General features: G+C 34.0%; 23 protein-coding genes. 16 read left to right on the forward strand and 7 right to left on the reverse strand.

Going from position 1 to position 26,200, the window contains the following annotated elements:
- Window positions 1–2: 2 nt before the first annotated feature.
- The 3 genes from H593_RS0112590 to H593_RS0112600 all read right to left on the reverse strand — a co-directional run bounded on the left by H593_RS0112590 (window position 3) and on the right by H593_RS0112600 (window position 5,957).
- Window positions 3–755 carry a DUF6973 domain-containing protein gene (locus H593_RS0112590; RefSeq protein ID WP_028872776.1) on the reverse strand — a complete coding sequence of 251 codons (753 nt, stop codon included), beginning with the start codon at window positions 753–755 and terminating at the stop codon, window positions 3–5.
- Between the two features lie 457 nt (window positions 756–1,212).
- Window positions 1,213–2,745: a hypothetical protein gene (locus H593_RS0112595; RefSeq protein WP_028872777.1), complete on the reverse strand. Its 1,533-nt coding sequence runs from the start codon at window positions 2,743–2,745 to the stop codon at window positions 1,213–1,215.
- 728 nt (window positions 2,746–3,473) lie between these two features.
- Window positions 3,474–5,957, reverse strand: a complete 2,484-nt coding sequence (locus H593_RS0112600; RefSeq protein ID WP_028872778.1) for a TonB-dependent receptor — start codon at window positions 5,955–5,957, stop codon at window positions 3,474–3,476.
- A gap of 124 nt (window positions 5,958–6,081) precedes the next feature.
- Here H593_RS0112600 and H593_RS0112605 point away from each other — a divergent pair, with 124 nt between their 5' ends.
- Complete coding sequence (locus tag H593_RS0112605; RefSeq protein ID WP_028872779.1) at window positions 6,082–6,444, forward strand: CoA-binding protein; 363 nt, start codon at window positions 6,082–6,084, stop codon at window positions 6,442–6,444.
- Here H593_RS0112605 and H593_RS0112610 read toward each other — a convergent pair.
- Window positions 6,421–7,857, reverse strand: a complete 1,437-nt coding sequence (locus H593_RS0112610; RefSeq protein WP_028872780.1) for a sodium:solute symporter — start codon at window positions 7,855–7,857, stop codon at window positions 6,421–6,423. The two genes, H593_RS0112605 and H593_RS0112610, sit on opposite strands and share 24 nt — an antisense overlap.
- A 160-nt stretch (window positions 7,858–8,017) precedes the next feature.
- On the opposite strand from H593_RS0112610, the gene H593_RS0112615 reads away from it, so the two are divergent.
- From H593_RS0112615 to H593_RS0112630, 4 genes are all read left to right on the forward strand, one after another.
- Window positions 8,018–10,537, forward strand: a complete 2,520-nt coding sequence (locus H593_RS0112615) for a T9SS type A sorting domain-containing protein (RefSeq protein WP_037052332.1) — start codon at window positions 8,018–8,020, stop codon at window positions 10,535–10,537.
- Between the two features lie 103 nt (window positions 10,538–10,640).
- Window positions 10,641–11,258 (forward strand): recombination mediator RecR, encoded by a 618-nt coding sequence (recR, locus tag H593_RS0112620; RefSeq protein ID WP_028872782.1) that lies wholly within the window; start codon window positions 10,641–10,643, stop codon window positions 11,256–11,258.
- A gap of 7 nt (window positions 11,259–11,265) precedes the next feature.
- Entirely contained in the window at window positions 11,266–12,372 is a 1,107-nt protein-coding gene (locus H593_RS0112625) for a glycosyltransferase family 2 protein (RefSeq protein WP_028872783.1), read from the forward strand.
- 80 nt (window positions 12,373–12,452) lie between these two features.
- Complete coding sequence (locus H593_RS0112630) at window positions 12,453–13,790, forward strand: dihydrolipoamide acetyltransferase family protein (RefSeq protein ID WP_028872784.1); 1,338 nt, start codon at window positions 12,453–12,455, stop codon at window positions 13,788–13,790.
- 85 nt (window positions 13,791–13,875) lie between these two features.
- Here H593_RS0112630 and H593_RS0112635 read toward each other — a convergent pair whose 3' ends face one another.
- Both H593_RS0112635 and H593_RS0112640 read right to left on the reverse strand, forming a co-directional pair.
- On the reverse strand, window positions 13,876–15,063 hold the full coding sequence (locus tag H593_RS0112635) for an acetyltransferase domain-containing protein (RefSeq protein WP_028872785.1): 1,188 nt from the start codon (window positions 15,061–15,063) through the stop codon (window positions 13,876–13,878).
- A 353-nt stretch (window positions 15,064–15,416) separates the two neighbouring features.
- Window positions 15,417–16,052 (reverse strand): glutaredoxin domain-containing protein, encoded by a 636-nt coding sequence (locus H593_RS0112640; protein WP_147231959.1) that lies wholly within the window; start codon window positions 16,050–16,052, stop codon window positions 15,417–15,419.
- Window positions 16,053–16,123: 71 nt separating this feature from the next.
- Here H593_RS0112640 and H593_RS0112645 point away from each other — a divergent pair, with 71 nt between their 5' ends.
- The 10 genes from H593_RS0112645 (at window position 16,124) to H593_RS0112690 (ending at window position 23,714) form a co-directional block, all read left to right on the forward strand.
- On the forward strand, window positions 16,124–16,900 hold the full coding sequence (locus H593_RS0112645; RefSeq protein ID WP_028872787.1) for a 3'-5' exonuclease: 777 nt from the start codon (window positions 16,124–16,126) through the stop codon (window positions 16,898–16,900).
- Window positions 16,901–16,967: 67 nt separating this feature from the next.
- Complete coding sequence (locus tag H593_RS0112650) at window positions 16,968–17,579, forward strand: fumarylacetoacetate hydrolase family protein (protein WP_028872788.1); 612 nt, start codon at window positions 16,968–16,970, stop codon at window positions 17,577–17,579.
- Entirely contained in the window at window positions 17,579–17,920 is a 342-nt protein-coding gene (locus H593_RS0112655) for a hypothetical protein (protein ID WP_028872789.1), read from the forward strand. Before H593_RS0112650 ends, H593_RS0112655 begins: the two co-directional genes overlap by 1 nt.
- Window positions 17,920–19,167 (forward strand): competence/damage-inducible protein A, encoded by a 1,248-nt coding sequence (locus H593_RS0112660; protein WP_028872790.1) that lies wholly within the window; start codon window positions 17,920–17,922, stop codon window positions 19,165–19,167. The genes H593_RS0112655 and H593_RS0112660 overlap by 1 nt, the downstream gene beginning before the upstream one ends.
- Window positions 19,168–19,282: 115 nt before the next feature.
- Window positions 19,283–19,519 (forward strand): 50S ribosomal protein L28, encoded by a 237-nt coding sequence (rpmB, locus tag H593_RS0112665; RefSeq protein ID WP_028872791.1) that lies wholly within the window; start codon window positions 19,283–19,285, stop codon window positions 19,517–19,519.
- Window positions 19,520–19,546: 27 nt separating this feature from the next.
- Window positions 19,547–19,729, forward strand: a complete 183-nt coding sequence (gene rpmG, locus H593_RS0112670; RefSeq protein WP_028872792.1) for a 50S ribosomal protein L33 — start codon at window positions 19,547–19,549, stop codon at window positions 19,727–19,729.
- A gap of 48 nt (window positions 19,730–19,777) precedes the next feature.
- Window positions 19,778–19,930 (forward strand): DUF4295 domain-containing protein, encoded by a 153-nt coding sequence (locus tag H593_RS20535; protein WP_084142326.1) that lies wholly within the window; start codon window positions 19,778–19,780, stop codon window positions 19,928–19,930.
- A gap of 142 nt (window positions 19,931–20,072) precedes the next feature.
- Entirely contained in the window at window positions 20,073–21,047 is a 975-nt protein-coding gene (ftsY, locus tag H593_RS0112680; protein ID WP_028872793.1) for a signal recognition particle-docking protein FtsY, read from the forward strand.
- 349 nt (window positions 21,048–21,396) lie between these two features.
- Complete coding sequence (locus H593_RS0112685; RefSeq protein ID WP_028872794.1) at window positions 21,397–21,942, forward strand: hypothetical protein; 546 nt, start codon at window positions 21,397–21,399, stop codon at window positions 21,940–21,942.
- 116 nt (window positions 21,943–22,058) lie between these two features.
- On the forward strand, window positions 22,059–23,714 hold the full coding sequence (locus H593_RS0112690) for an amidase family protein (protein ID WP_028872795.1): 1,656 nt from the start codon (window positions 22,059–22,061) through the stop codon (window positions 23,712–23,714).
- Here the strand turns inward: H593_RS0112690 and H593_RS0112695 are convergent.
- Complete coding sequence (locus tag H593_RS0112695) at window positions 23,711–24,793, reverse strand: serine hydrolase domain-containing protein (RefSeq protein ID WP_147231962.1); 1,083 nt, start codon at window positions 24,791–24,793, stop codon at window positions 23,711–23,713. The two genes, H593_RS0112690 and H593_RS0112695, sit on opposite strands and share 4 nt — an antisense overlap.
- A 92-nt stretch (window positions 24,794–24,885) precedes the next feature.
- Here H593_RS0112695 and rimO point away from each other — a divergent pair, with 92 nt between their 5' ends.
- Window positions 24,886–26,193: a 30S ribosomal protein S12 methylthiotransferase RimO gene (gene rimO, locus H593_RS0112700; protein ID WP_028872797.1), complete on the forward strand. Its 1,308-nt coding sequence runs from the start codon at window positions 24,886–24,888 to the stop codon at window positions 26,191–26,193.
- The last annotated feature ends 7 nt before the right edge of the window (window positions 26,194–26,200 follow it).

Here is a 26,200-nt window from a genome sequence, read left to right on the forward strand (position 1 = left end):
AATTATAAATTTGTATGGACTAAGTTACCAGAAGAATTAATATATTTTAAGTCTCCGTCGTTTACAGCTTCAAGAACTTCATCAGATAAAACTTCATCTGAGACATTCGTATTATAATGAGGAGTACCAATTATTCTTCCTTTATGGTTATTATAAAAATCCATAGTTACAGAAAGTCCTGTTTCTCCCCATTCGTGAGCATCTGCAAAAACTTTCATAGTTCCCGGTCCAAAATCTGCGGTTCCCAGAGCATTCCAATACGCATGTCTAAAGGCATCAGCTTTTCCATCTCCAATTCCAGTCAATGTTCCATCGGCAACAAGCTCTTGCGCTTTTGCAAAAGCTATAGTAGAATTCACAATGTGTGCAGGAGAATCTTCAAAGAACAGCGCAAATACAGCAACTTCTTTAGCATTAGGCGCTCCTTCAAAAGCAATATTAAAATCTCCTGAATTCCTAATATAATCCTCGTCCAACCACCATTCAAAAGGAAGTCCATCATCTTTACCAGGATAATTGCTTTCGTCATATGTGGATGTTGTTGTACCAATTAAATTATTAATTACGTCAATTACAAAATCAATATCACCTTGATTATAACCGTCCTCCTCAGTCTGCTCTAAACTATTAATATAGCTAGCAATAGCATCTAACTGCTCCTGCGTAGTAGTATTCATTAACCAATTAGCTTCAATAGAGCTTAGATCAACTTCTATGGCATTACTTATGGAGAGACCATGAACAAATATAGTCACAGGTTGCTAAACAACCTTTATATATCCATCGTCATTACTGTTGCCATTATTATCACCACCTGCGCCACTGCCTCCAGAATTGTAAGGGGGAATATTTATAGATGGATCATATAAATCTGAACCATAATAATTAATATATCCACCTTCTTAGGCGTCACTAAAGTTTCAGAAATACCACTTTCTCCTCATTCATGGTCATCTGCTAAAATTTTCAACTACACTATCTTATAAATGTAAATTTAAGTAAGTTGCTTTAATATTTAAACAGTGATTACCCATTAATTCATTGGTAATTTGGACTATTTGAGCCAAAATTGAACAATTTTAACCCTTACATTTTTTTATAAATTTAATAATCAAATATATTATTACTAGAAATATTACAAAGAATACTATCTGTAATATCATTGCTGTAATTCCTGCTGTTTCAAAATAGCTTTGTTCCTTCATAAATCTATTAATAATCTACTGCATTTCCGGTTTGCATGTCTGTCATTACTCTTCCATGTAGTCTCTCTGTATAAATTTGTCCCCAACCATCAATAATAAAATGCACAGTTAAATCTCCAGAAATATCAATAACTGCATTTTGAAGTGCTGAAAATTCAGAAGTATTGTAACTTGATGATATTTGTTCCCATGTAACTGCGAATGTAACACCTGTAATAGAAGAAACTACATCTGTAACCTCATAATTACTAACTTCTCCTTGATTTTCATTTCCAAGGTTTTGCTGTTCCACATATATATTCATGAAAATTAAATTACCAATCCAATAATTAAAATGCGCTACAGTGCTTGGAGGATTTGTTGATATTCCATCACTTGAAATATAATTAAAGTTTCTAATCCCATTGTTTAAAAACTCATTAAAGTCGTCGTAAGAATCAAAGTGTAATGCATTTGTATTATCGACGGAAGCATCCGAAGTTAGTGTGGAATTGGGATTATTTATTTGAAACCATAGTGAGTTTATTATAAAATCAATATCACTCTGGTTATAACCATCACTTTCAGTTTGATCAGCATTATTTAAATAAGCTGCAATAGCATCCAACTGCTCTTGTGTTGCAGTATTCATCAACCAATCAGCTTCAATTGAGGCTAAATCTACTTCTATGACATTACTAATTGAGAGGCCATGAGAAAATATCATTGTGGGTTGCCACCAATCTTTGACGTAGTTAATTGGGTCATTATCATTGTTAGAACCAGATCCAGAACTTCCGCCACCTCCTCCAGTGTTGGCAGGGATGTGTATTGTTGGATTAAACCAATCGTTATTTCCAGTGGTGCTACCCGAGTTTGGATCAACATCTACAAACTCTGGATTATTAAGATAGGCATTTACGATTACCAAATCATTTTGTATTAAATTACTCACTTCAGACCAGCTTCCACCCATCAAATCTAGAAGTTCTCCTAAAGTAAAACCTAATCCTTCACCGTCACCATCATTTCGCGATATCATTCTATTGGTCGAATTAATATCTACTCTATTACCATCCTCATATTTATATAGATTTTCCCATACACCTTCTAAACTATATATCAATACATATCCCGTAAATGAACTAGGATTTTCTAAAGAAGTGTAAATTAAGAATATGTATTTAGAATCTACAGTGCCATTGTCATCTATTGATGCTAAAAACATCTTTGCATGACTTTTTGTGTTTAGCTCAATAGGCGTATAAAGAATATCAACTTGCTGTGGAATTTCAAGTGTTTCATCCTTATATTTCTTAGTTGAGGATTTATCCCATTTAACGGTCATTTCTGCTGGACCAGTTCTAAGTTGAAAATTATTGTCGTCATTAAATGGCACCTTATTATTTGCCTCAAAATAACTTTTTGCACTGCTAACAGCTGGTACTGTAAACCTTACGTTATTTACAGGCGTTAAAATGTCGTCTTCTTTTTGACAAGAAAAAAAGGCTAAAGCTATCATTGTTAAAATGATGACTGATTTAAAATTGATGTTTTTCATAAAAGCGATATTAAAAGTTAAGATTAATTATCAATTATTCTTATATCATTTCGAATAATTTTCTTAAAAACTTAAAAACTTAAAAACTTAAAAACTGTTAAATGAAGTGTTAAAATGTGCTTTTAAAATGTCTGAAAATTAGCGTTTTCCCTTAGTATTGACAGTTCACTTGGCTTCAAGTGGTGAAATTATTTTAGGTAAAATTGGTAAAAAATTTGGTTTGAGGACGATTTGGTATAAAACAAAAAATCCCAAAACTTATGTTTCGGGATTTTTCTGCTATTAATCAATTTAACTAAACACTAAACACTAAAAACTATAACCATTAAGCTGTAATGCATTAAACTGATTAGCTTTAAACTTATCACAACCTTAAGACGCTCAAATTTGCTTTTTATTTTATACGTTAACATTTTTAACTATCAATTAACAAATTTTGGAGTTATCATGTTTCCGAAGAAAAAAAAATCCGCGGTATGAACTACGGATTGTTTTGCTATTAATCACTTAACGTTTTATTTATTAAAAGGCTAATTCTAATAAACTAATTATTATGTATGCTCTTTTTGTCGTGACTTAAAGTGATGGATTACAAGAGGAGTAGACTTTAACATTTTATTATAAAAAAAACAAAAACCCAAAACTTGACGTTTTGGGTTTTCTTATTTAATAACCGCACATTAACACTAACCATCAACTATTATATGTAGGCTATTAAATTTTTCTTTTTATATAAATCCTCCGCTTCCAGATTTTTCATTATCATCTCTGCTTTTACGTTTTAGAGCTCTGTATTTTCTACCACCAAAGCGGTATGATAAGGCAATATTCCATGTGTTGGATTCCCAATTGAATTGTCCAACTTGTGGTGTTGGTCTATCACCTTCAAATTTAAAAACCATGGTATTTAAAATATCACTATAATTAAAGCTAAATGTTGCGCGATCATCTTCTAAGAAGCTATAGCGTAATCCCATATTTAACATAAACATTGGTTTTCTAGTAAACTGTAAGCCTTTTTCTTCACCTCTATACATTGAGAATAATGATAAATTCAGCTTTTTAGTCACCTTAAAATTATTGAACAATCTAAAGTTATAAACCACATTGTCAACGCTAATAGTTGAACGCTCTATGTCGTCTACAGTGGCTATATCTGTTGGAGCTGTTAATGTCTCAGCAATGCCTTTTTGTTGTCTTCCAAATAAATCGAAACTACCATTTAAGCTCCACCACTTTGTGGGTGCATAATTACTATTAATCTCAATGCCAAAGGCGGTGGTGTTATCGAAGTTGTCATAGGTTAATATGTTCTTATTAAGGTCTAACCGATCAATAAATACAGCTCTATTAATTTCATCTTCTACTAATCTGTAAAATACACCACCAGTTACTGTTCCGTTTTCAAATTTTCTAGTGTAATTAGCTTCTATTGAATTAGTGAATTGAGGTTGGAGATTCGTATTACCGAAGGAAGAAATTAAAGGCGTACTCCACTCTCTAATTGGATTTACTTGTTGTAATCCTGGTCTGTCTACACGACGACTAATACTCATTTGGTATGAATTTTTATCGCTTGGTGTATAGGTTACAAAGGCAGATGGATAGACTTGTAAATAGTCATTTTTAAATGGACTCGTTTCGCTACTGTTTTCCAATTGTCGTATTGCTGATGCGTCGTCCGTCACTGTTTCTGCACGTGCACCCATTTGGTAACTCCAATTGTCGAACGTTTTACCATAAGTGACATACAACGAATAGATATCTCTTTTGTAACTAAAATTTGTATCAGGTGTTGCGATGAATTCATCACCATTATTTGGATTTAGATCCTGATTTTCATTCACGGATAATCCTGTAGAGTTGTAGTCAATTTCGGTGTCAAACAATCTAACTTCTAAGCCTATTTCTAATTTTGCTTGGTCAGATAACGGATTGGTATAATCTAAATTAATAGTAGTTTGATCTCTATTTGTATCTACGAAATCTGTATAATTTGGAGGAAATGGAATGTTTGTAAAATTGAAATTCGCAATTTCATCTTGAGCAAAAACGCTATAGTCAACTTCTAAATCTAATTTTTCACCTTCTTTTTTTAATTGATGGTTATAAACTCCATTATATTGAGCTACTGTATTATTAATGTCATTGTCAAAAGTTTGTGATTGTAAAGGTTGATTTACATATTGAATTCCCGTTGACCCTCTGCCAAGCCCATTAAATAGGTTTTTATTGGTGAAGAAGGAAACGGTGTTATTATCATTCATATAAAAGTCAACACCAACTTTATACAGGTGTGACTTGTTATTATTGTTAAAATCAAATAGTTGATTTGATCCATCATCAAGACGTTCTATATTTCCGTAATTAGCATTATTACCAATAGTGTTTCCGTAATTTCCGTAGAAATTAAATTTTCCATTACGATAGTTCATATCAATTGAACTATTGAACTTGGCATAAATCTCTTTAGTCAATCCAATATTGATATTTCCGTTAAAACCAATAGATGTGTTTTTATGAAGAATGATATTAATAATACCGCTCATGCCTTCTGGGTTATATTTTGCTGACGGATTAGTAATTAATTCTATTTGCTTAATCGATGTCGAAGGAATTTGGCGTAATAACTGTGCAATAGGCACATTTGATAATTTACCATCAACCATGACACGAACATTTTCATTGCCACGTAAACTAATATTACCAGTTTGTTGATCAACATTAACAGATGGTATGTTATTCATAATATCGCTGGCAGTGGCACCAGCAGTCGTTAAGTCTTTACCCACATTAATAACTTTTCTGTCTATTTTTTGTTGAATGGTAGTGATTTCGGCAACGACGGTAATTTCATCTAAGCTAGCAAAGTCTGCCTCTAGTTTAATATCACCAAGATTAACTCTGTAGCCATCTTTGCCAATATTTACGATTTTAGAAACCGTGATAAAACCTATATATTGAATAGATACTGTAACTTTTCCTTTTGGTATTTTGTTGATTTCAAAAGTGCCATCGTCTTTTGTGATACCGCCAGTAATGGTTTTGTTTGCAGTGTCTTTGATAACAATATTTACGAAGGGTAATGGCGCATTTAAGGTCGCGTCGATAATCCTGCCAGAAACTTGTCCGTCTCTAAGATCTAATTCTTGAGGTTGTGCAAATGAAATAATTGTAAAAAGACAAATGCATAGTCGTGTAAGTGTTTTCATTGATTGATTGATTTAAAATGGTTGTTATTTTGTAGACGATGGTTTCTTTGTTTTGTTACTGCTTTTAACATTCTAGAGGCTATATTCTAATTTGTAGTCTTATTTTTGCTGTAAATACAATTATATGAGTAAGACAACTTTTGTTATTGGCGCATCTTTAAAACCTGAGCGCTATTCTAATATTGCAATTAATAAATTGACCAACTATAACCATGACGTTGTTGCTTTTGGATTAAGAGAAGGTCAAGTTGCAGGAGTAGACATAGATACTCATTTAATGCCTTATAAGGATATTGATACAGTGACTTTATATCTTAACCCTGAACGTCAAAAGGAGTATTATGAATATATCATTGGACTCCATCCAAAGCGTGTTATTTTTAATCCAGGAACAGAGAATCCTGAGTTTCAAAATATATTGAAACAAGAGGGGATCTATTTTGAAGAGTCTTGTACTTTGGTATTATTGTCTACGAATCAATACTAAACCTGAGAAAGTTAATAATCCGTTTAAAATCAAAATAAAGAAACCAAACTCAAAGCCAAACCATTTTAAGCTATTTACACTTATTAGATACGATAAAATAGGAGATAATATGGCAATTATTGGTACGAGCTTATCTTTTACGTTCCATTTGGTGAAAAGTCCAAAAGCATAGAGGCCTAGTAATGGCCCATAAGTATATCCTGCAAATACAAAGAGTTTTTGAATCACACTTTCATCTTGTACGATATATTTAAATCCTATAATAACTAAAATAAGTACTATAGAAATGGCAATATGAATTCGTTTTCTAATGGTGACTTGCTTCTCTTCGGAATATTTTTTCTCAATATCCAAGATGTCGATACTAAAGGAAGTCGTTAATGATGTCAAAGCACTATCTGCACTGCTGTATGCAGCAGCAATTAAACCTAATAAGAAAAACACAAACACGGTAATGCCCAAATGGTTTTTGGCTAAAATTGGAAATAAATCATCTTTATGGGCATCAATACCATTTTGTTGCGCATAGACAGTAAGTAAAAGTCCTAAGCTTAAGAACACAAAATTTACGACAGTGAGAACAATGGTAAACCAAAACATGTTTTTTTGCGCATCTTTTAATGAGCGACAAGTAAGATTTTTCTGCATCATATCTTGATCTAATCCTGTCATTACAATGGCTATAAATGCACCAGAGATAAACTGTTTCCAGAAATAGTTTGCAGATTTATAATCTTCAAAAAAGAAGACTTTAGAGAGGTCACTATCTAGAACATACGTTAAAATATTTCCGCCTTGAATATCTAGAGAATCACTCACAAAATAAATGCCTACACCTACTGCTATGAGCATAAATAATGTTTGTAGAGTATCTGTCCAGACGATAGTCTTTATGCCAGATTTAAAAGTGTATAACCATATTAGTAAAACCGTAATAGTAACGGTTTGCCAGAAACTAACCCCTAAATCATCAAATAATATGATTTGTAAAACATTTGCGACGAGATATAATCTAAAACTAGCGCCAATAATTCTCGAAATTAAAAAGAAAGAAGCGCCCGTTTTGTAAGCGTAATTTCCAAACCTAGTTTCTAAATACGTGTAGATGGAAGTAAGGTTTAGTCTGTAATATAAAGGAAGAAGAACTGTTCCAATAACCAAATATCCAATAATGTAGCCAAGTACGACTTGCATGTAGCTAAATTGAGATGCTTCAATCCAACCTGGAACAGAAATAAATGTGACACCAGAGAGTGATGCGCCTATCATTCCAAAAGCGACGACGTACCATGGTGATTGTTTGTCAGCTTTAAAAAAAGCTGTATTTCCAGATGATTTTCCTGTGAGATAAGAAATAAGAATCAGTACACTAAAGTAGGCTAGAATTAGTAAAATGATGACGTTCGTCGACATATAGGTTGTTTTAACAGATTTTTATTTGAATTATCTTACTTTAGTAAAAAAATTGTAAGCAATATTAAGTAATTTCTAATGAATTACGCACTTTTCTCAATTGGAGATTAGTGCTATAAATTATTTATCATTGTTCAACCCAAATTAATTTATATTTTAAATGAAAAATCACTACCTACTAGTTACATTTTTATTGTCTGTTTGTGCTGTATTCTCTCAAGATTACAAGCAAATGATTTCTGAAGGAACGCACACAGTTCAAGACATTCAAATAGCTGCTGAAGCGCATTTTTCTCAAGTGGGTACAGCTCGTGGTAGAGGGTTTAAGCCATATAAACGTTGGGAGTATCAAGCGTTACGTCAAATGAATGAAAACGGAATGTTGCCATCTCCAGAATTTTATTTCACGGAGTTAGAAAACTATAATAGCTATCTAAATGAGATCTACTCTTCTGCAAGAACTACGGTTGGGTCATGGGAACAATTGGGACCAGAATCTTGGAACGCAACTAGCGGTTGGAATCCTGGAGTTGGGCGAATTACTTCGGTAGCTATAGAACTTACTAATCCTAATCATATTATCGCTGGTGCAAACACAGGAGGCGTTTGGAAATCTACGGATGGTGGTTTAAGCTGGATAGTTTTGACAGATAATTTATCGAATCTTAACGTCTCTTCGTTAACCATACATCCAACTATTAATACAACGTATTATTGGGGCTCTACTAGTGGTACTATTTTTATGTCTGCAGACAGTGGAGCAACATGGAACTTATTAGCAGATACGGGAAATGGAAATGTCAATAAAATCCTTATTGATCCTTCAAATACAAATAAAATGTATTGCTCAGTGCAAAGTGGAGGACTCTATAAATCTACAGATGCAGGAGTAAATTGGACTAAAATATTGCCAGTAATTCCAACAGGCTATGATTTTGAATTTAAACCAGACGGTCTTTATAGTACCATTTATGCAACAGGAAATGATTTTTTCGTTTCAACTAATTCTGGTGATACGTGGACTGGGCGTACAGGATTTGGTAATGGCCCAAAAATGATTGGAGTTTCAGCAAGCAATCCAGAAATGGTATATGTCTTAGAAGCAGATAATGGATCTTTTGGAAATTTATATAAGTCTGTAAATTCTTCAGTGTCATTTACAACGTTGAGCCATACTGACAAAAATTATTTTGGTTATAGTTCTGATTCACAAGATCCAGGTGACGCGGGCGTTGGACAAGCGCCAAGGGATATGGACATTGCAGTGAATCCTTTAGACGCATTTGATGTGCATATTGCGGGCATTAATTCTTGGAGGTCAACAGATGGAGGGTTAAATTTTTCTATTACATCACAATGGACACCTGGAAATGCTAATGGTCAAAACATTGGGTATTGTCATGCAGATATTGATATTTTAGAATTTGTTGGAACTCCTACAGACGGTTATAAATTATATGTTGGTAGTGATGGCGGGCTTTTTGTAGCAGAGAACCCTACTGTTGTAAATAGTCAATATTATAAAGATTTAACCACCGGAATGGGAATTCGTCAATTTTATAAAATTGGAATTAGTCAAACAAATCCTGTAGTTGTCACTGGAGGGTCACAAGATAATGGTTCATCAGTCATGGATGTCAATGGTGATTGGACAGATTGGTTAGGAGCAGATGGTATGGAAGGTTTTATTGATAAGGATAACACTAATATTATGTACGGAACCTCTCAATTTGGAACTCTTTATAAATCATTTAATGGTGGTTTAAGTATATCGGGTATTAGTAGTCCAGATGGAAAATCGGGAAACTGGGTAACACCATTTGAACAAGATCCTATTTTGCCCAATGTGATTTATGTAGGTTATGATGAAGTTTATAAATCTACAAATGGAGGTAATAGTTGGATAAGTGTGTCCCAGGATTTTGGACCAAATATTAACCACTTAAAAATAGCGCCTTCTTCTAGTAATTATCAATTTGCTGCAAGAGGTTCAAATTTATATAGAAACTCATTTGTTGGCACAGTACCAACTTGGAGTTCTATTAGTGGGTTTTCAGGATCTATAAACTCAATCGCAATACATCCTACAAATCCAAACAAAGTGGCTATTGCTACAACAGGAACTCAGCGAGTTTACATGTCTTCAAATGGAGGTAACAGTTGGACGTCTTACAAACTTAATTTACCAAACTTTAGTGCTCAAGCATTGGCTTGGGGTAATAATGATGAAAATGGTTTATATCTAGGGATGGATTATGGAGTTTATTATATAGACGATACATTTACAGAGTGGCAACCTTTTAGTAACGGGTTACCAAATGTAAATATTAGTGAATTGGAAGTCAATACAGTTGATGGTAAATTATACGCAGGAACTTATGGTCGTGGCCTTTGGGCTTCAGAGTTGTTCGATGCGACATTAAGTGTAGATGAATTTGCATTAGAATCTTTTGTAGTCTATCCAAATCCGGCAAAAAACCAAGTCACTTTGCAATGGGATAAGGCAGATTTAGTATCAGTAAGAGTGTTTGATGCGCTTGGTAAACTTATGTATTTTACCAAAAACATTGATATTTCTCAACCTACACAGTTAGATGTCTCTAATTATGCTTCTGGTATCTATTTCGTTAAAATTAATAACCGTACTGGCTTTGTAACTAAGAAATTAATTATAGAATAATTTTAAATTCTCAAAAATAAAAGAGCCGCCATTAGTTTTATAATGGTGGTTTTTTCATGTAAAAGCCATTTAAAATTGCTTTACATATTGTAAATTCGCAACTATGGAATTTTCTTCTAAATTACTAGAAAACGCAGTCAATGAAATGTCACAACTACCAGGTATTGGTAAACGTACAGCATTGCGTTTAGTATTACATTTGTTACGACAACCAAAAGAGCAAACACTAGATTTTACTAAGGCATTAAATACAATGCGGTCTGAAATAAAATTATGTAAAAGCTGTCACAATATAAGTGATACAGATATATGTGATATTTGTGCAAACCCAAATCGTACCGAAAATATCGTATGCGTCGTTGAGGATATTAGAGATGTTATGGCTATTGAAAATACGAGCTCATTTAAAGGTTTATACCACGTTTTAGGTGGAAAAATATCACCCATGGATGGCATAGGACCTAATGAGCTAAATATTTATTCTTTGGTAGAAAAGGTTAAGCAAGGTACAATTTCAGAACTTATTTTTGCGCTTGGTTCTACAATGGAAGGTGATACCACCAATTTTTATATCTATAAACAAATTCAAGGTTGTGACGTGAAAACATCCACGATTGCTCGAGGGATTTCAGTAGGGAATGAACTTGAATACACAGACGAAGTCACTCTTGGTAGAAGTATTATTAATAGAATCCCATTTGAGGCATCTTTAAAATCATAACTAACTTTTGAAACTATCCGTCATCATACTAAATTATAATGTGCGCTATTTTTTGGAGCTTTGTATTAAAAGTGTTGAGGCGGCTTTAATTCATATTGATTCTGAAATCATCGTCATTGATAATTTGTCTAAAGATGACAGCTGTGCCATGGTAAAACACCAATTTCCGAAGATAAAATTAATAGAGAATTCTGAAAACTACGGATTTTCAAAAGGCAATAATATAGCAGTAAAGCAAGCCAAAGGTGCCTATATCTGTATTCTAAACCCAGATACTGTCGTCGCTGAAGATACGTTTGTGACGTTACTAAAATTTTCCGAAGAGAAAAAAAATCTAGGTATCGTAGGGTGTCGATTAATAGATGGTCAAGGGCGATTTTTACCAGAAAGCAAGCGTCAAGTTCCAACACCAGACGTCGCCATTAAAAAAATGTTAGGGTTGACGAGTTCATATTATGCAAAAGAACTCAATGAGAACAGTATTGGTCCAGTAACCGTATTTGTAGGTGCTTTTATGTTTCTTCGTAAGTCGGTTTATGAAGAGGTTAAAGGTTTTGATGAAGACTATTTTATGTATGGTGAAGACATAGATTTGTCTTATAAAATAAGTCAAGCAGGTTATGATAATATGTATTATGGCGCAGCTTCTATTATACATTATAAGGGAGAAAGTACTTTAAAAGATCACGTGTATGCGAAACGCTTTTATGGAGCGATGCAGATTTTTTATTCTAAGCATTTTAAATCTAATACTGCATTTGATGCATTAGTGTGGTTAGGTATAAAATTGGCACCATTGTTTCAGAAATCCTTAAATCATAAAATAAAGAAGAATAAGAATTATGTTTTGTTGTCTTCCGAAATTAATAAACACCTAGCGCAGACTTTGAAACATCAATTAATCTTGCAATCAAGTATAGAGGAATACAAAGATGATACGGAGTATATTTTAGATAATAATTACCTTAGTTTCAGGTCAATTATCGAAATCATTTCCAATACACCTAAAAATTGTAGCGCTACCTTTAAAATTCTACCAAAAAATTCTAACTTTATCCTCGGAAGCAATAGTTCTAAAAGTAGAGGAGCCATTATATCTTTTGATAATAATTAATTGAAATAATCGCAACAAATGTGTTGATTTTTAATTAATTTTGCAACCAACTAACAAAATATAGACGCTAGATTACAGATATGGCAAAATTTGAACTAAAGCTTCCTAAAATGGGAGAGAGTGTTGCAGAGGCAACAATAACATCTTGGTTGAAGAATATTGGTGATACTATTGACGTTGATGAAGCAGTTTTTGAAATTGCTACAGATAAAGTTGATAGCGAAGTGCCAAGTGAAGTAGAGGGTGTTTTGATAGAGCAGCTATTTGAAGTTGATGATGTTGTTCAAGTAGGACAAACTATTGCTATAATTGAAATTAGTGGAGAAGATGGAGGGGCAACAACAGCAACCCAGCCTGAACCAACAAAAGAAGTTACACCAGAGCCTATTGCAGCTGCTGAGGTAGCCAAAACGGTTACAGCAGCTAAAGAATCAACAGCTCCCGTGGTGAGTTCAGGTGATCGTTTTTATTCACCATTAGTTAGAAACATCGCTAAACAAGAAGCAATTTCTCAAGTAGAATTGGATAGTATAACTGGATCAGGAAAAGATGGTCGCGTTACTAAAAACGATATTCTTTTACACTTAGATAATCGAAAATCGCAGCCAGCTCCTGTTAAAGAAGTCATTCAAGATACTCCAAAAGCTACGCCAGCTCCCGCTAAAGCAGTAGAGCATAAAAAAGAAGTTGCACCTATTGTTGCTAGTGGAGACGATGAAATTATAGAAATGACTAGAATGGGCAAATTAGTGGCGCATCACATGGTTCAATCTGTACAAACATCAGCTCATGTTCAGAGTTTTATTGAAGCAGATGTAACTAAAATATGGAATTGGAGAAAAAAGGTGAAAGACGACTTTTATAAAAGAGAAGGTGAAAACCTAACCTTTACACCAATCTTCATGGAAGCGGTTGCAAAAGCATTGCGTGACTTTCCAATGATGAATATTTCATTGCAAGGGGATACGATAGTTAAGAAAAAACATATCAACTTAGGTATGGCAGCAGCTTTAGGAAACGGTAATTTAATTGTGCCAGTTATAAAAGATGCAGATCAATTAAACTTAGTTGGGATGACCAAAAAAGTGAATGATTTGGCTGGTCGTGCAAGAGATAATAAGTTAAAACCAGACGATATCGCTGGAGGAACATATACCGTTACAAATGTTGGTACCTTCGGAAGTATTATGGGAACACCAATCATTAATCAGCCACAAGTTGGGATTCTAGCTTTAGGTGCGATTAGAAAAGTGCCTGCGGTTGTTGAGACTCCGGAAGGAGATTTTATTGGAATTCGATATAGAATGTTCTTATCACACTCTTACGATCATCGTGTTGTCAATGGAGCACTTGGTGGCCAGTTTGTGAAAGCTGTTAAAGATTATTTAGAGGCTTGGGATTCTAATAGAGAGATTTAATTACTGCTCCTGCAAATGCAGAAGATTATGATACAAAAAAAGCACAATCCTTGGATTGTGCTTTTCCTTTTTGCAGTATTGAAATTTATAAATAACTCAACCACCATTTGTTTTTATTATTGGCTTTGTATTTCATATACATGTTGCATAGCGGGTAGAGCATAATAACCACTGCTATCCAAACAACATAAGTGACCCATAAGTCAAAACCTTTATTAGCTAGAAAACCACTGTTAAATCGCTGAGGTGTAAATATTAATTCTTTCCAGTTTTCACCTAAAAGACTAAGCCCTATAAATCCTATTAGATGAACAAGGTATAAATGTATAATGTAGTAGAAAAACGGAACACGACCTATCACGACCAAAAAATTGGTGCACCAATTTTTGATAGATTCAATAGCGTATAAAAACAGCATCGCTGGACCAAGTGTCATCAATGTGTATAATAATGATGGTGGGTATTTAGCGGTATTTAAAAATGACATCAATACATATGCACCGCCCTTTTGATCACTCCAAGGTGTCAGATTTCCGTAGGTATTAATATATCGAAGGCCTATAAATAGGGCAACAGCTCCTAGTCCAAAATAGAGTAGCCATTTTTTACGGACTTTGACATCAAAGTCTTTCTGGTAAAAATGACCAAAGCAGTAGCCTAGAATCATAATACCTAGCCAAGGCAAAAAAGGATAAGCGATAAACAATATACTTTCTCCATTATTGAATCCTGCAAAACCATCTTGATGTGTGAAATACCATAGTATGGATAGCGGGTCATTACCTTGCATTGTAATACCATCTAAAAGATTATGACCAAAGAGAATTATAAAACCAAGTACTAGCAGTGCTTTTTTGTGTAGATAAATTAATGCAGCCATAAACATCATACAAATACCGATGGCCCAAATTACTTGAAAAATATGCAGACCTAAACCAATATCAAAAGTCCAGGCAAAATTGACAACGGTTAATTCTATAAAGACCAGCCATAGTCCGCGAGTGAACAAAAACTTCGCTAGATTTTTTTTTGAAGATTGTTTAGAACCATATAAAAAGGCTGAAGTCCCAGCTAAGAACACGAAAACAGGAGCACAAAAATGAGTAATCCACCTCGTGAAAAAAAGTGCTGGAGTTGTGGTATCCATATTTGATGGATCACTGTAAAGATAACCAGTGTTAGTATAATCTCTCACGTGGTCTAATGCCATTACAATCATAACGAGGCCTCTTAAAATATCAATAGATTCAATGCGATTAGATTTGATTTTCATAATGGTATGTGACTTAGTTGCTGTTAACTAGTTAGTTGTGATTGATAATGACCGTAAGGTCGTTTTTTTATTTGAGAATTCGAAATCTAGATTTATATCGACTAAAAACATAATTCTAAAAATTATATCTTCCTTTAAGACCTGTTTAATCATCTCATTTTCAATATGATCTTCTAAATTTTGTTAAATAGGTTGTCATTATGATGATTCGTTTTAGTGCTATTGGTGGCACTAACTATGGTCTGGGTAGCTGTGCAGAAGTACCCGTTTTTAACTGGTCTCTAATGAGGTTTCGTTGGCTTATATCCTCTTTTTTTTAGTGAAGATCATTTTGAATTTGAATAGTATTAAATTTATTCAAAGTGGACTTTTAAAATCTCGATGAATTTCTTGCGACTATCAACATTGGTGTAAATTTGATCTTCAATTTTTAGAATTGGAAATTTAAGACCCTGGAGTGATGAGATATCGAGTTCAGATTTTAAAGACTTAGAGGCTTCGATGTTAGTTTCAAGATTGTAGTTTTCAAAATTAAAAGCATTTTCTCCAAGAATCTCTATGGCTTGATTGCATAACTCACAATTTGAGTTTGAATACATCAAAATAGTCTTCTCCAATTTAGCGTCATTAATTTTAAGATTAAATTGGTCATGAGTTTTTCTCATTGTTAAACTGGTAGTTACTTCATTAACAATAAATGTCGCATCATAATGACCTTCCTTACCATCTAATACAATAAGCGTTTTTAATAGCTGTGTTGAGTTGCCTGGAATTTCCTTTAATATAGGACGCTTACTTGTTCTTCTATAGTCTTTAGTAGTCACACGCAAAAAAACAGCATACGGAATTGAATCTGTGTTTTTTGCAAATAACTGTAGACGTTTACCTGATTTTTTCTCGACTAATGTCACGTATGGGTTGCTGCTTATTTGTGAAAAACAAGCAAGAGGGAGCATTAAATAAAAAATACGAACTAATGTAAGGCGCATAATCTCTGATAATATTTGAATAAAATTAATCAAATTTAAAAGTATATTTGTAAAAATATGAATAATAAATAATGCAACTTAATTTAAATAAACCCATTTGTTTTTTTGATTTAGAAACAACAGGAATTAACATCACGAACGACAGGATCGTTGAAATTTCTATATTGAAAGTTTACCCTAACGGAAAAGAAGAAACGTATACAAAACGTGTTAATCCAACAGTTCCAATTCCACCCGAAGTGACATTAGTTCATGGGATCTCTGATGAAGATATTGCAGATGCACCAACCTTCAAAGACATTTCAAAAGAGGTGTATCAAATGATAAAGGATTGTGATTTAGGGGGTTTTAATTCTAACCGCTTTGATATCCCTGTGCTAGCAGAAGAAATGCTGCGTTCAGAAGTGGATTTTGATATGAAAAACATGCAGTCTATTGATGTTCAAACCATTTTTCACAAAATGGAGCAACGTACCTTGAGTGCAGCTTATAAGTTTTATTGTGATAAAAACCTAGAAGATGCCCATAGCGCAGAAGCTGATACTTTGGCAACTTATGAAGTATTGAAAGCGCAGTTGGAAAGGTATGACGAATTGGAAAATGATTCTAATTTTTTAGCAGAATTTAGTTCGCATAAGAAATTTGCAGATTTTGCAGGATTCATCATCTATAATAAGGAGGGTATTGAATGTTTTTCCTTCGGAAAGCATAAAGGGAAACTAGTGACAGAGGTTTTAGACAAAGAACCAGGTTATTTTGGATGGTTACTTAATGCAGATTTTCCTTTGTATACTAAAAAGGTTTTAACTGCGATTAAGTTAAGAGCTTTCAATAATAAGTTAAGTTAAAGCCAGAATATACATTTGAGTGAGCTTTGCGCATTTGAGCCTTTGCGAGAAAAAACAAGCAATACTAATGAAGTTAATTTGCATAGGTCGTAACTACACAGACCACATAAAAGAATTAGAAAACGAAAAACCAACAGATCCAGTTGTGTTTTTAAAACCTGATACGTCTATTCTACTAAAGAAACAGCCTTTTTTTATCCCAGATTTCTCAGATGATGTGCATCATGAGGTTGAAGTTCTAGTGAAAATCAATAAAGTAGGAAAGCATATCGCTAAGAAGTTTGCTCATAAATATTATGATGACATTGGATTAGGAATCGACTTTACGGCACGTGATGTGCAAGCGCAGCTAAAAGCGAAAGGACTGCCATGGGAAAAAGCAAAGGCTTTTGATGGTGCAGCAGTTATAGGCGAGTGGCTTCCGAAGAATAATTTTAACGACATCAATAACCTTGGTTTTAGTTTGAAAAAGAATGAAGAGATTGTTCAAAAGGGAAATACGAGCTTAATGCTATGGAAAATTGATGAAATTATAGAATATGTCTCAAAATATTTTACTTTAAAGATTGGAGATATTATATTTACCGGAACACCCGCAGGAGTTGGCAAAGTAATTGCCAATGATCGTTTAAAAGGATTTATAGAAGACAAACAATTGTTTTCAATTACAGTTAAATAATGGAACAACATTACAAATTACATAGAGTAAAGGAATTGGCAGATAATGATATGGAATTCATCAAAGCGCTTGCGGAAGCCTTTTTAGGAGAAGTGCCAGAGGATGCAGAACGACTCAAAAAAGCAGTAGCCGAAAGTGATTATTACAATACTTACCAGGCAGCTCATAAAATGAAACCAACCATAGATCTATTTGAACTTGGTGTATTAGAGGCTCTTATTGTAGTTCAAGACTGGGGGAAATTGGAGAAAGCAGGAGAAGACTGTTCTCGTGAATTAGAATTGGTTTTAGCTGCAGTAAATCAAGCAAGTACAGAAATTAAAGAAGATTTCGATTTATAATGATAGCAGAAATTATTACCATTGGTGATGAAATTCTCATTGGCCAAATTGTTGATTCAAATTCAGCATTTATAGCAAAACAACTTAATAAAATTGGTGTTTCAGTATATCAAATTACATCTGTTCAAGATGATCGAGCCCATATTTTAAAAGCCTTTTCTGAAGCAGAATCTAATGCAGATATTGTCATTATTACAGGAGGTTTAGGGCCAACAAAAGACGATATTACTAAAAAAACGATAGCAGATTATTTTGGCGATACCTTAAAGGAAGATATTTCAGTAAGAAAAAATATTGAGCATTTATGGGAAGCTTATGTCAAGAGGCCTGTAATGCAAGTTAATCTAGATCAAGCATTAGTGCCATCAAAGGCTGATGTTTTGATGAATAAATACGGAAGCGCTCCAGGTATGTGGTTAGAAAGGAATAATACGGTTTTTATTTCGCTGCCAGGTGTTCCATATGAGATGAAAGCACTCATTGATGACGAGGTTATTCCAAAATTAAGAGCCCGCTTTAAATTTCCTTACATACAGCACAAAACCTTTTTAACTTACGGTTTAGGTGAGAGTTCATTGGCTGAGCGTATTGAGAAATTTGAGGATGAATTACCAGACTTTATCAAATTAGCATTCTTACCAAGCTTAGGTCGCGTTAGATTGAGACTGTCGGCAAAAGGAAATGATAAGTTAGTTATTCAAGCCGAAATGGAAAAGCAAATCCAATTATTATTGCCTCAAATAGAAGATATATTTGCAGGTTATGAGGAAGATTTGTCTATAGAAGCTATTATTGGCACTTATCTTACTGAGCAACAAAAAACCATAGCAACAGCAGAAAGTTGTACTGGCGGATTATTGGCAGAACGTTTTACTGCAAATGCAGGAGCCTCAAAATATTTTAAGGGAAGTATTGTAAGCTATACAAAAGAGGCAAAGGTGAATGTGCTTAAAGTGTCCGAAGATTTAATTGATCAATATACTGTCGTAAGTGGAGAGGTTGCAGAAGCTATGGCGAAAAATGTATTGCAGTTGTTTGATACTGACTTTGCGATTGCAACAACAGGTAATGCTGGACCAACAACAGATGATACAGCAGAAGGTTTAGGAATCGTATATATTGCTATCGCTACTAAAAATGATGTATATTCTGAGAAATTTAGTTTTGGAAATCATCGTGTTAAAGTCATTAATAAAGCAGCAAATAAAGCCTTTGAAATGGTACAGAAAGAAATTTTAAAAAAGTAACAGTTTTAGTTTGCCTGTATTACAAAGTTTTATTAAATTTGCACCCTGTTTAAAAATATCTATAAACGATATTCGAGGATAGGTACAGTATAACATCATATAAAGTTAGAAAGAAATGTCAAGAGTTTGTGAACTTACTGGAAAGAAAGCGATGGTTGGAAACAACGTATCTCACGCGATGAATAAAACAAAGCGTAAATTCAACGCGAATTTAATCAAAAAGCGTTTTTATATTCCAGAACAAAATGAGTGGGTAACTTTAAAGGTATCGACTTCAGCATTAAAAACCATCAATAAAATTGGTATTGCTGCTGCAATAAAAGAAGCGAAGTCCAAAGGATTTTTAAAATAATAGCGTAACGCGTTAAATTCACGTACAATGGCAAAAAGAGGAAATAGAATACAGGTTATATTAGAATGTACAGAGCACAAGGAGTCTGGTCAACCAGGAACGTCTCGTTACATTACTACAAAAAACAAGAAGAATACGCCAGATAGAATGGAGATTAAGAAATTTAATTCTGTTTTAAAGCGTATGACACTTCACAAAGAGATAAAATAATAATTCGAAATTTTCGTAAGAAAAATTCAAATAACACCCATAACAGTCATGGCAAAGAAAACAGTAGCATCATTACAAACCTCTTCCAAGAGGCTTACAAAAGCGATCAAAATGGTAAAGTCACCAAAAACTGGAGCTTACATGTTTGTGGAGTCAGTAATGGCACCAGAGTTTGTTGATGGTTTTTTAAACAAGAAATAAATTAAACATTTTATGTTTGATTATGAACTGCTTTCATATTTGAAAGCAGTTTTTTTATGTCTATATTTGAACAAGAGGTGACAAAATAGCAGATATTTTTTCGGCTTGACATTTGACTAGAACTTGTAAATATGTACAACGAATGAGTTTTTTTAAAAAAATATTTTCTTCAGAAAAAAAAGAAACCCTTGATAAGGGGTTAGAGCAATCTAAAACATCCTTTTTCTCAAAATTAAATAAAGCAGTAGCGGGTAAATCTAAAGTTGACGATGACGTTTTAGATAATTTAGAGGAAATTTTAGTGTCCAGTGATGTTGGGGTTAATACCACATTAAAAGTTATTGGACGCATTGAAGAGCGTGTCTCCAAGGATAAATATTTAGGAACTTCAGAATTAAATACAATCTTACGGGAAGAAATTGCTGGCTTATTATCAGAGACGAATTCTGGTGAAGAGACGGAGTATGTGCTTCCTGAGTTGCCAAAACAAGCCAATGGTTCAAAAACACCTTATGTGTTAATGGTCGTAGGTGTTAATGGTGTTGGAAAAACAACTACGATTGGAAAACTAGCCTACCAATTTAAAAAGAAAGGATTTAAAGTCGTTCTAGGTGCTGCAGATACTTTTAGAGCTGCTGCAATAGATCAACTTCAAGTTTGGGCAGATCGTGTTGATGTACCCATGGTACGTCAAGATATGGGAAGTGATCCAGCAAGTGTGGCTTTTGATGCTTTGCAATCTGGAGTTAACCAAAATGCAGATGTTATTATTATTGATACCGCAGGACGTTTACATAATAAGGTGAACCTAATGAACGAGCTGACCAAAGTAAAACGTGTCATGCAAAAAGTAATAGGTGATGCACCTCACGACGTGTTATTAGTATTAGATGGCTCTACTGGACAAAACGCCTTCGAACAAGCTAAACAATTTACTGCAGCTACAGAGGTAACTTCTCTAGCAGTTACCAAACTCGATGGTACTGCAAAAGGAGGTGTTGTTATTGGGATTAGTGATCAATTTAAAATTCCTGTAAAATATATTGGTGTAGGAGAAGGGATTGAAGATTTACAAGTCTTTAATAAATATGAGTTTGTGGATAGTTTCTTCAAATAAGATTCCTTTGAAAAAAGCAATCTCATAATTCATACACTAAATGAATAGTCCCATTACAAATAAAGAACAAGTTATCAAAAGCGTTTTGGTTAAAATTTTTTAGTAGCGCTTTTGTCACAGAGACTTTACATTATTAGTTTTGCGACTTTTTGTTTCCTGGAAATAAATCCTTTGATTCTTAAATAGTTAGTTAATTATCGTTGCCTTCAGTTGTATTTTATAGTTCTGTTTTTAGCTAGTATTTTGTTCTATTGCTTGAGAGCTTTATTGATGAAATTGTCGAATTCAATTATTATTTGCGATTTTTTTTATTTATTCTTATTTCATCAGTATATTTAAAATAAAAACTATGAAAAATTCACTATTACTTTTATTACTCACTCTTTTATTTGGTTGCAATGCAGATGATGGACCAGCTCCATTTTCACTCGAAGGTAAAACGTACATAGTTGTTGCCTATGAAGTTGAAGAAAGCATGGATCTGAATGGAGATGGTATTTTTAGTACAGATTTAATTATAGAAAATAATTCAGAAGCTAGTTTAGTTCCTTTTGGCAAGAGAATGCAATTTTTAAATGATGGTAGAGCTTACTATCCTTTAAACGATTTTCCTATTTTTGGTGTAGTTGGTGAAGAGCAAGTTACAAGTTATGGAGCTCCTGCTGCTGAACCTGCGTCTTATGTTTTTAATAGGCCAAATATTAGATTTTCTCTTGGCGATTCTATAACGTCAAATACAATTTTGAGCGATGATAACCAAATAATAATAACCCGCTTTAAACCAACTGAGCTTTTTAGTTATGTTGATAATTTTGATTGGAGATATTTTAATGAATCGGGAGAAATAGAAACGTACATTGGTGATTTTATCATCACTTTAGAACTGCAAGATTAATAAGTTTAAGTATTTAACTCCTAAAGAAACGCATCAAAACAATTTGTTTATGATGTGTTTGGTTTTTCAATAAGGATTGATTTGAATTTTCCGTACTTTTATTAAAAAATTAAACCATGCGTTACCTTATCTTATTTTGTCTTGTTTTAAGTGCATCAAGCTGTAAACCTTCCAACGAGAAAACCTCTAAAGAGGATGCTGCCAGTGAAACAGAAGCCTCTGATGATATGAGCGCTATTTCAACTAAAGACTTTAGGGAGTTTAAAGTGTTGGATTCTAAATATATCAATACTTCAGAATTGTGGGACGTATTTAACGACGATCTTAAGGACTTTACAGAAACAACATACAAGGCACTAAAACCATTGGTTTTAGACCAAGATATTCCTACGATTCAAAAACATATTAATGCAGGTACAGTATCTTACGAGCAACTCACTAAGTTTTATTTATATCGCATTAGACAATTTGATAGACAGAATGACCTGTCTTTAAATTCAGTCATCGCATTAAATCCAAATGTGATTGCAGAAGCACAACAAAAAGATATAGAATTACGAAATAGAATGTTGAAACATCCAATTTTTGGGATGCCAATACTTTTAAAAGATAATATAAATACTGCAGGAATCCCAACAACCGCAGGAGCTGTCGCATTGAAAGATAATACTGTTGAAGATGCTTTTATTGTGAGCCAGTTAAAATCTAAAGGCGCTTTAATTTTAGGTAAAGCGAACTTAAGTGAATGGGCTTATTTCTTCTGTGGCGATTGTCCAAGCGGTTACTCGGCTGTTGGTGGTCAAACGTTGAATCCTTATGGTAGAAAAACCATTGATACTGGAGGATCTAGCTCAGGAAGTGGTGTTGCGGTGGCAGCTAATTTTTGTGCTGCTGCGATTGGTAGTGAAACGTCTGGTTCTATATTATCACCTGCAAGTCAGAATTCTACAGTAGGTTTTAAACCTACTATTGGTTTAGTGAGTCGTAGTGGTATTATTCCTATTTCTTCAACTTTGGATACAGCAGGACCAATTACCAAAAACGTGATGGATAATGCTATCGTTTTAGATGCGCTTTTTGGTGAAGACGTGTCAGACTCTAAATCTATTTATAACCTTTGGGAGAGTCCGTTCTATCAAAAAGATTTAGAAAAATCTTCTCTAAAAGGCAAGCGTTTTGGCGCATACAAGAGTTTGATGGATGACAAATTATATGCCAATGCTATTAAAGTTCTTAAAACTCAAGGTGCTGAAATTATAGATATAGAAGCAGCTGAAATTCCCCTTCCTGGATTTCTAAGATTACTCAATTTAGATATGAAAACAGATTTGGTAACCTATCTTAATACCTACGGAAATGAGAATCTCGGTTATGCATCTATTGAAGATATTATGGCTTTTAATAAGGCTGACAGTTTGAATGTGATGCCTTACGGACAATCATTATTTCAGGGCATAGCAGATGATTTTGCAACGGAAGAAGAATTCACCAAAATTAAGGCGACTCTCAAAACTAATGGGAAACGCTTTTTTGATGAACCAATGACAGCACACCATCTAGAGGGTGTTTTATCTATAAATAATTATCATGCTGGTCATGCAGCAGTTGCAGAGTATCCTGCAATTACAGTACCAATGGGTTATACAGACGAGGGGGTGCCAAAGGGATTAACCTTTATCAGTTCTCGACTAACAGAAAAACAGTTGTTGCAATGGGCTTATGTTTATGAACAAGCCTCTAAAATGAGAATAGCACCTATTAATTATAATTAATCAATAACTAAAGTAATCTTTTCCCACAAATCATTATCGAATGATGAGAGCGCAAAATTCACATTTTCTGCCGCTTCTCCAATTCTAATGAAGACTAATTTTTGACTTGGCACGATATAAATCTTTTGATCATCACGACCTAATGCACAATACATGTCACTTGGAGCATTTGGGATAAGCGCTCCTTGTATCTCAAATTGTGATTGTGGTAAATGATAACTCGATTTCCCATTGAGCCACCATAAGTAACCGTATGCTTGATTGATAGCTTGCGATGTATTCGTCGCGTCGTTTAAGAAATTTTCAGATACAATTTGAGTGTCTTCCCATTTGCCATTGGCAGACGTCAATAATCCAAAACGTGCCATACTTCGCGCAGTACTCCAATAGACATTTAAATCTCCAAACGGAATCCAAGCACCAGTCATTCCTATTTTATTTTTAAGATTGGTATCAAAATAACTGTTCCAAGTTTGATTGCTTGCGCTAGAAATCACGTCTTGTAGTTTGACATATACATTGTGATATGCCCAACGATTTCCCGCATCTGCGATGTGCTGAAGATTTTCTGCGGAAATAGCGTCACCCAAAGTATCGTCCAACCCAGAATCCATAGATAGTAGATTTTTACAGGTTATCAAATTTTCTTTTTCTAACGGAATGCTCGTCCATCCTGTTCCTAAATAATCTGAAACTTTATCGTTAATATCTAAAAGTCCTTCATCTTCTGCAATTCCAGTTACAGTTGTTGTTAATGTTTTTCCTGCGCTTGCCCAATACCAAGCAGACGTTTCGGTATGATTATTCATGTAGGTTTCCACGACTATTTTTCCGTTGTGAAGCATTATGAAACCCTTGGTATTCTTGTCTTCTAAAAAGTCTAAAAGTAGTTGTAAGTTGGTGTCATTCCATCCTACTTCAGACAAAGATTTACTTTCCCATAGTTCCGAAGCAAGTGGAGGGAAATAGGTGCTTTCGTCTGGCGATGGATCTTCAGTTTGAGGCGCGTCATCTTCCGAAGAACAATTACAAACTAAACCTAAACTCAAAAGGACCATAACAAGGTTAGATAATTTCATAGTATTCATTTTATTTTAAGACTTCTAAAGATAAAAAAGGTTTAACGTTTAATCACAAATCATTACGTATCTTTGCCAACTGAAATTTGACTATGAGAACTAAATCACTTAAGAAGAACAGAATCAATGTCGTAACACTTGGATGTAGCAAGAATGTATATGATAGTGAAGTATTAATGGGACAATTAAAAGCCAGCGGAAAGGACGTTGTTCACGAAGAAGACGGTAATGTTGTCGTTATTAATACCTGTGGCTTTATCAATAATGCTAAAGAGGAAAGTGTGAATACTATTCTTGAATTCATGAAAAAGAAGGAAGCAGGAGAGGTTGATAAAGTGTTTGTGACCGGTTGTTTAAGTGAGCGTTATAAGCCAGATTTACAGAAAGAAATTCCTAACGTAGATGAATATTTTGGTACTACAGAGTTGCCTCAATTATTAAAAGCATTAGGTGCAGATTATAAGCATGAATTAATTGGTGAGCGTTTGACAACGACGCCAAAAAACTATGCATATTTAAAAATTGCTGAAGGTTGTGATCGACCTTGTAGTTTTTGTGCCATACCATTAATGCGTGGGAAGCATAAAAGTACACCTATTGAACATTTAGTTATAGAAGCTGAAAAATTAGCAGCTAATGGCGTAAAAGAGTTGATTTTGATTGCTCAAGATTTAACCTACTACGGCTTAGATATATATAAAAAACGTAATCTTGCCGAATTATTAGAGCACTTAGTTAAAGTTGAAGGTATTGAGTGGATCAGATTACATTACGCCTTTCCTACAGGTTTCCCGATGGATGTGTTAGATATTATGAAACGCGAACCTAAGATTTGTAATTATTTAGACATTCCTTTACAACACATTAGCGATTCAATTTTGAAAAGTATGCGTCGTGGAACAACTCAAGAGAAAACCACTAAATTACTTAAGGCATTTAGAGCAACAGTTCCCGGAATGACTATTAGAACAACATTGATTGTTGGTTATCCAGGAGAAACAGAAGCCGATTTTCAAACGTTAAAGCAATGGGTTAAAGACATGCGTTTTGAGCGTATGGGCTGTTTTACCTATTCTCATGAAGAAAATACACATGCTTTTAACCTCGTAGATGATGTTCCTGAAGAAGTGAAAATGGAGCGTGCTAACCAGATTATGGAAATTCAATCTCAAATTTCTTTTGAATTGAATCAGCAAAAAATTGGACATGAATTCAAAGTGGTTATCGATAGAAAAGAAGGTAACTATTTTGTTGGTCGTACAGAATTTGACTCTCCAGATGTTGATAACGAGGTTTTAATTGATGCTACCGTTGCATACTTAAAAACAGGTGAGTTCGCTACAGTAAAAGTTATTGAAGCAGAAGACTTTGATTTATATGCTGAAGTTGTAAATAACTAAGTCCATT

Origin of the sequence: Psychroserpens burtonensis DSM 12212 (assembly GCF_000425305.1) — a bacterium.
In the GTDB taxonomy this organism is placed as follows: Bacteria; Bacteroidota; Bacteroidia; order Flavobacteriales; family Flavobacteriaceae; genus Psychroserpens; species Psychroserpens burtonensis.

Bases quoted from the DNA above. Each gene is read 5' to 3' on its own strand.
- H593_RS0112660 (WP_028872790.1), top strand. From the start codon at position 17,920: ATGATAGCAGAAATTATTACCATTGGTGATGAAATTCTCATTGGCCAA.
- H593_RS0112685 (WP_028872794.1), top strand. From the start codon at position 21,397: ATGAAAAATTCACTATTACTTTTATTACTCACTCTTTTATTTGGTTGC.
- H593_RS0112615 (WP_037052332.1), top strand. From the start codon at position 8,018: ATGAAAAATCACTACCTACTAGTTACATTTTTATTGTCTGTTTGTGCT.
- H593_RS0112695 (WP_147231962.1), bottom strand. From the start codon at position 24,793: ATGAAATTATCTAACCTTGTTATGGTCCTTTTGAGTTTAGGTTTAGTT.
- H593_RS0112605 (WP_028872779.1), top strand. From the start codon at position 6,082: ATGAGTAAGACAACTTTTGTTATTGGCGCATCTTTAAAACCTGAGCGC.
- H593_RS0112650 (WP_028872788.1), top strand. From the start codon at position 16,968: ATGAAGTTAATTTGCATAGGTCGTAACTACACAGACCACATAAAAGAA.
- H593_RS0112645 (WP_028872787.1), top strand. From the start codon at position 16,124: ATGCAACTTAATTTAAATAAACCCATTTGTTTTTTTGATTTAGAAACA.
- ftsY (WP_028872793.1), top strand. From the start codon at position 20,073: ATGAGTTTTTTTAAAAAAATATTTTCTTCAGAAAAAAAAGAAACCCTT.
- H593_RS0112690 (WP_028872795.1), top strand. From the start codon at position 22,059: ATGCGTTACCTTATCTTATTTTGTCTTGTTTTAAGTGCATCAAGCTGT.
- rimO (WP_028872797.1), top strand. From the start codon at position 24,886: ATGAGAACTAAATCACTTAAGAAGAACAGAATCAATGTCGTAACACTT.
- H593_RS0112600 (WP_028872778.1), bottom strand. From the start codon at position 5,957: ATGAAAACACTTACACGACTATGCATTTGTCTTTTTACAATTATTTCA.
- H593_RS0112640 (WP_147231959.1), bottom strand. From the start codon at position 16,052: ATGCGCCTTACATTAGTTCGTATTTTTTATTTAATGCTCCCTCTTGCT.
- H593_RS0112655 (WP_028872789.1), top strand. From the start codon at position 17,579: ATGGAACAACATTACAAATTACATAGAGTAAAGGAATTGGCAGATAAT.
- recR (WP_028872782.1), top strand. From the start codon at position 10,641: ATGGAATTTTCTTCTAAATTACTAGAAAACGCAGTCAATGAAATGTCA.
- H593_RS20535 (WP_084142326.1), top strand. From the start codon at position 19,778: ATGGCAAAGAAAACAGTAGCATCATTACAAACCTCTTCCAAGAGGCTT.
- H593_RS0112630 (WP_028872784.1), top strand. From the start codon at position 12,453: ATGGCAAAATTTGAACTAAAGCTTCCTAAAATGGGAGAGAGTGTTGCA.
- H593_RS0112635 (WP_028872785.1), bottom strand. From the start codon at position 15,063: ATGAAAATCAAATCTAATCGCATTGAATCTATTGATATTTTAAGAGGC.
- H593_RS0112610 (WP_028872780.1), bottom strand. From the start codon at position 7,857: ATGTCGACGAACGTCATCATTTTACTAATTCTAGCCTACTTTAGTGTA.
- H593_RS0112595 (WP_028872777.1), bottom strand. From the start codon at position 2,745: ATGAAAAACATCAATTTTAAATCAGTCATCATTTTAACAATGATAGCT.
- rpmG (WP_028872792.1), top strand. From the start codon at position 19,547: ATGGCAAAAAGAGGAAATAGAATACAGGTTATATTAGAATGTACAGAG.
- rpmB (WP_028872791.1), top strand. From the start codon at position 19,283: ATGTCAAGAGTTTGTGAACTTACTGGAAAGAAAGCGATGGTTGGAAAC.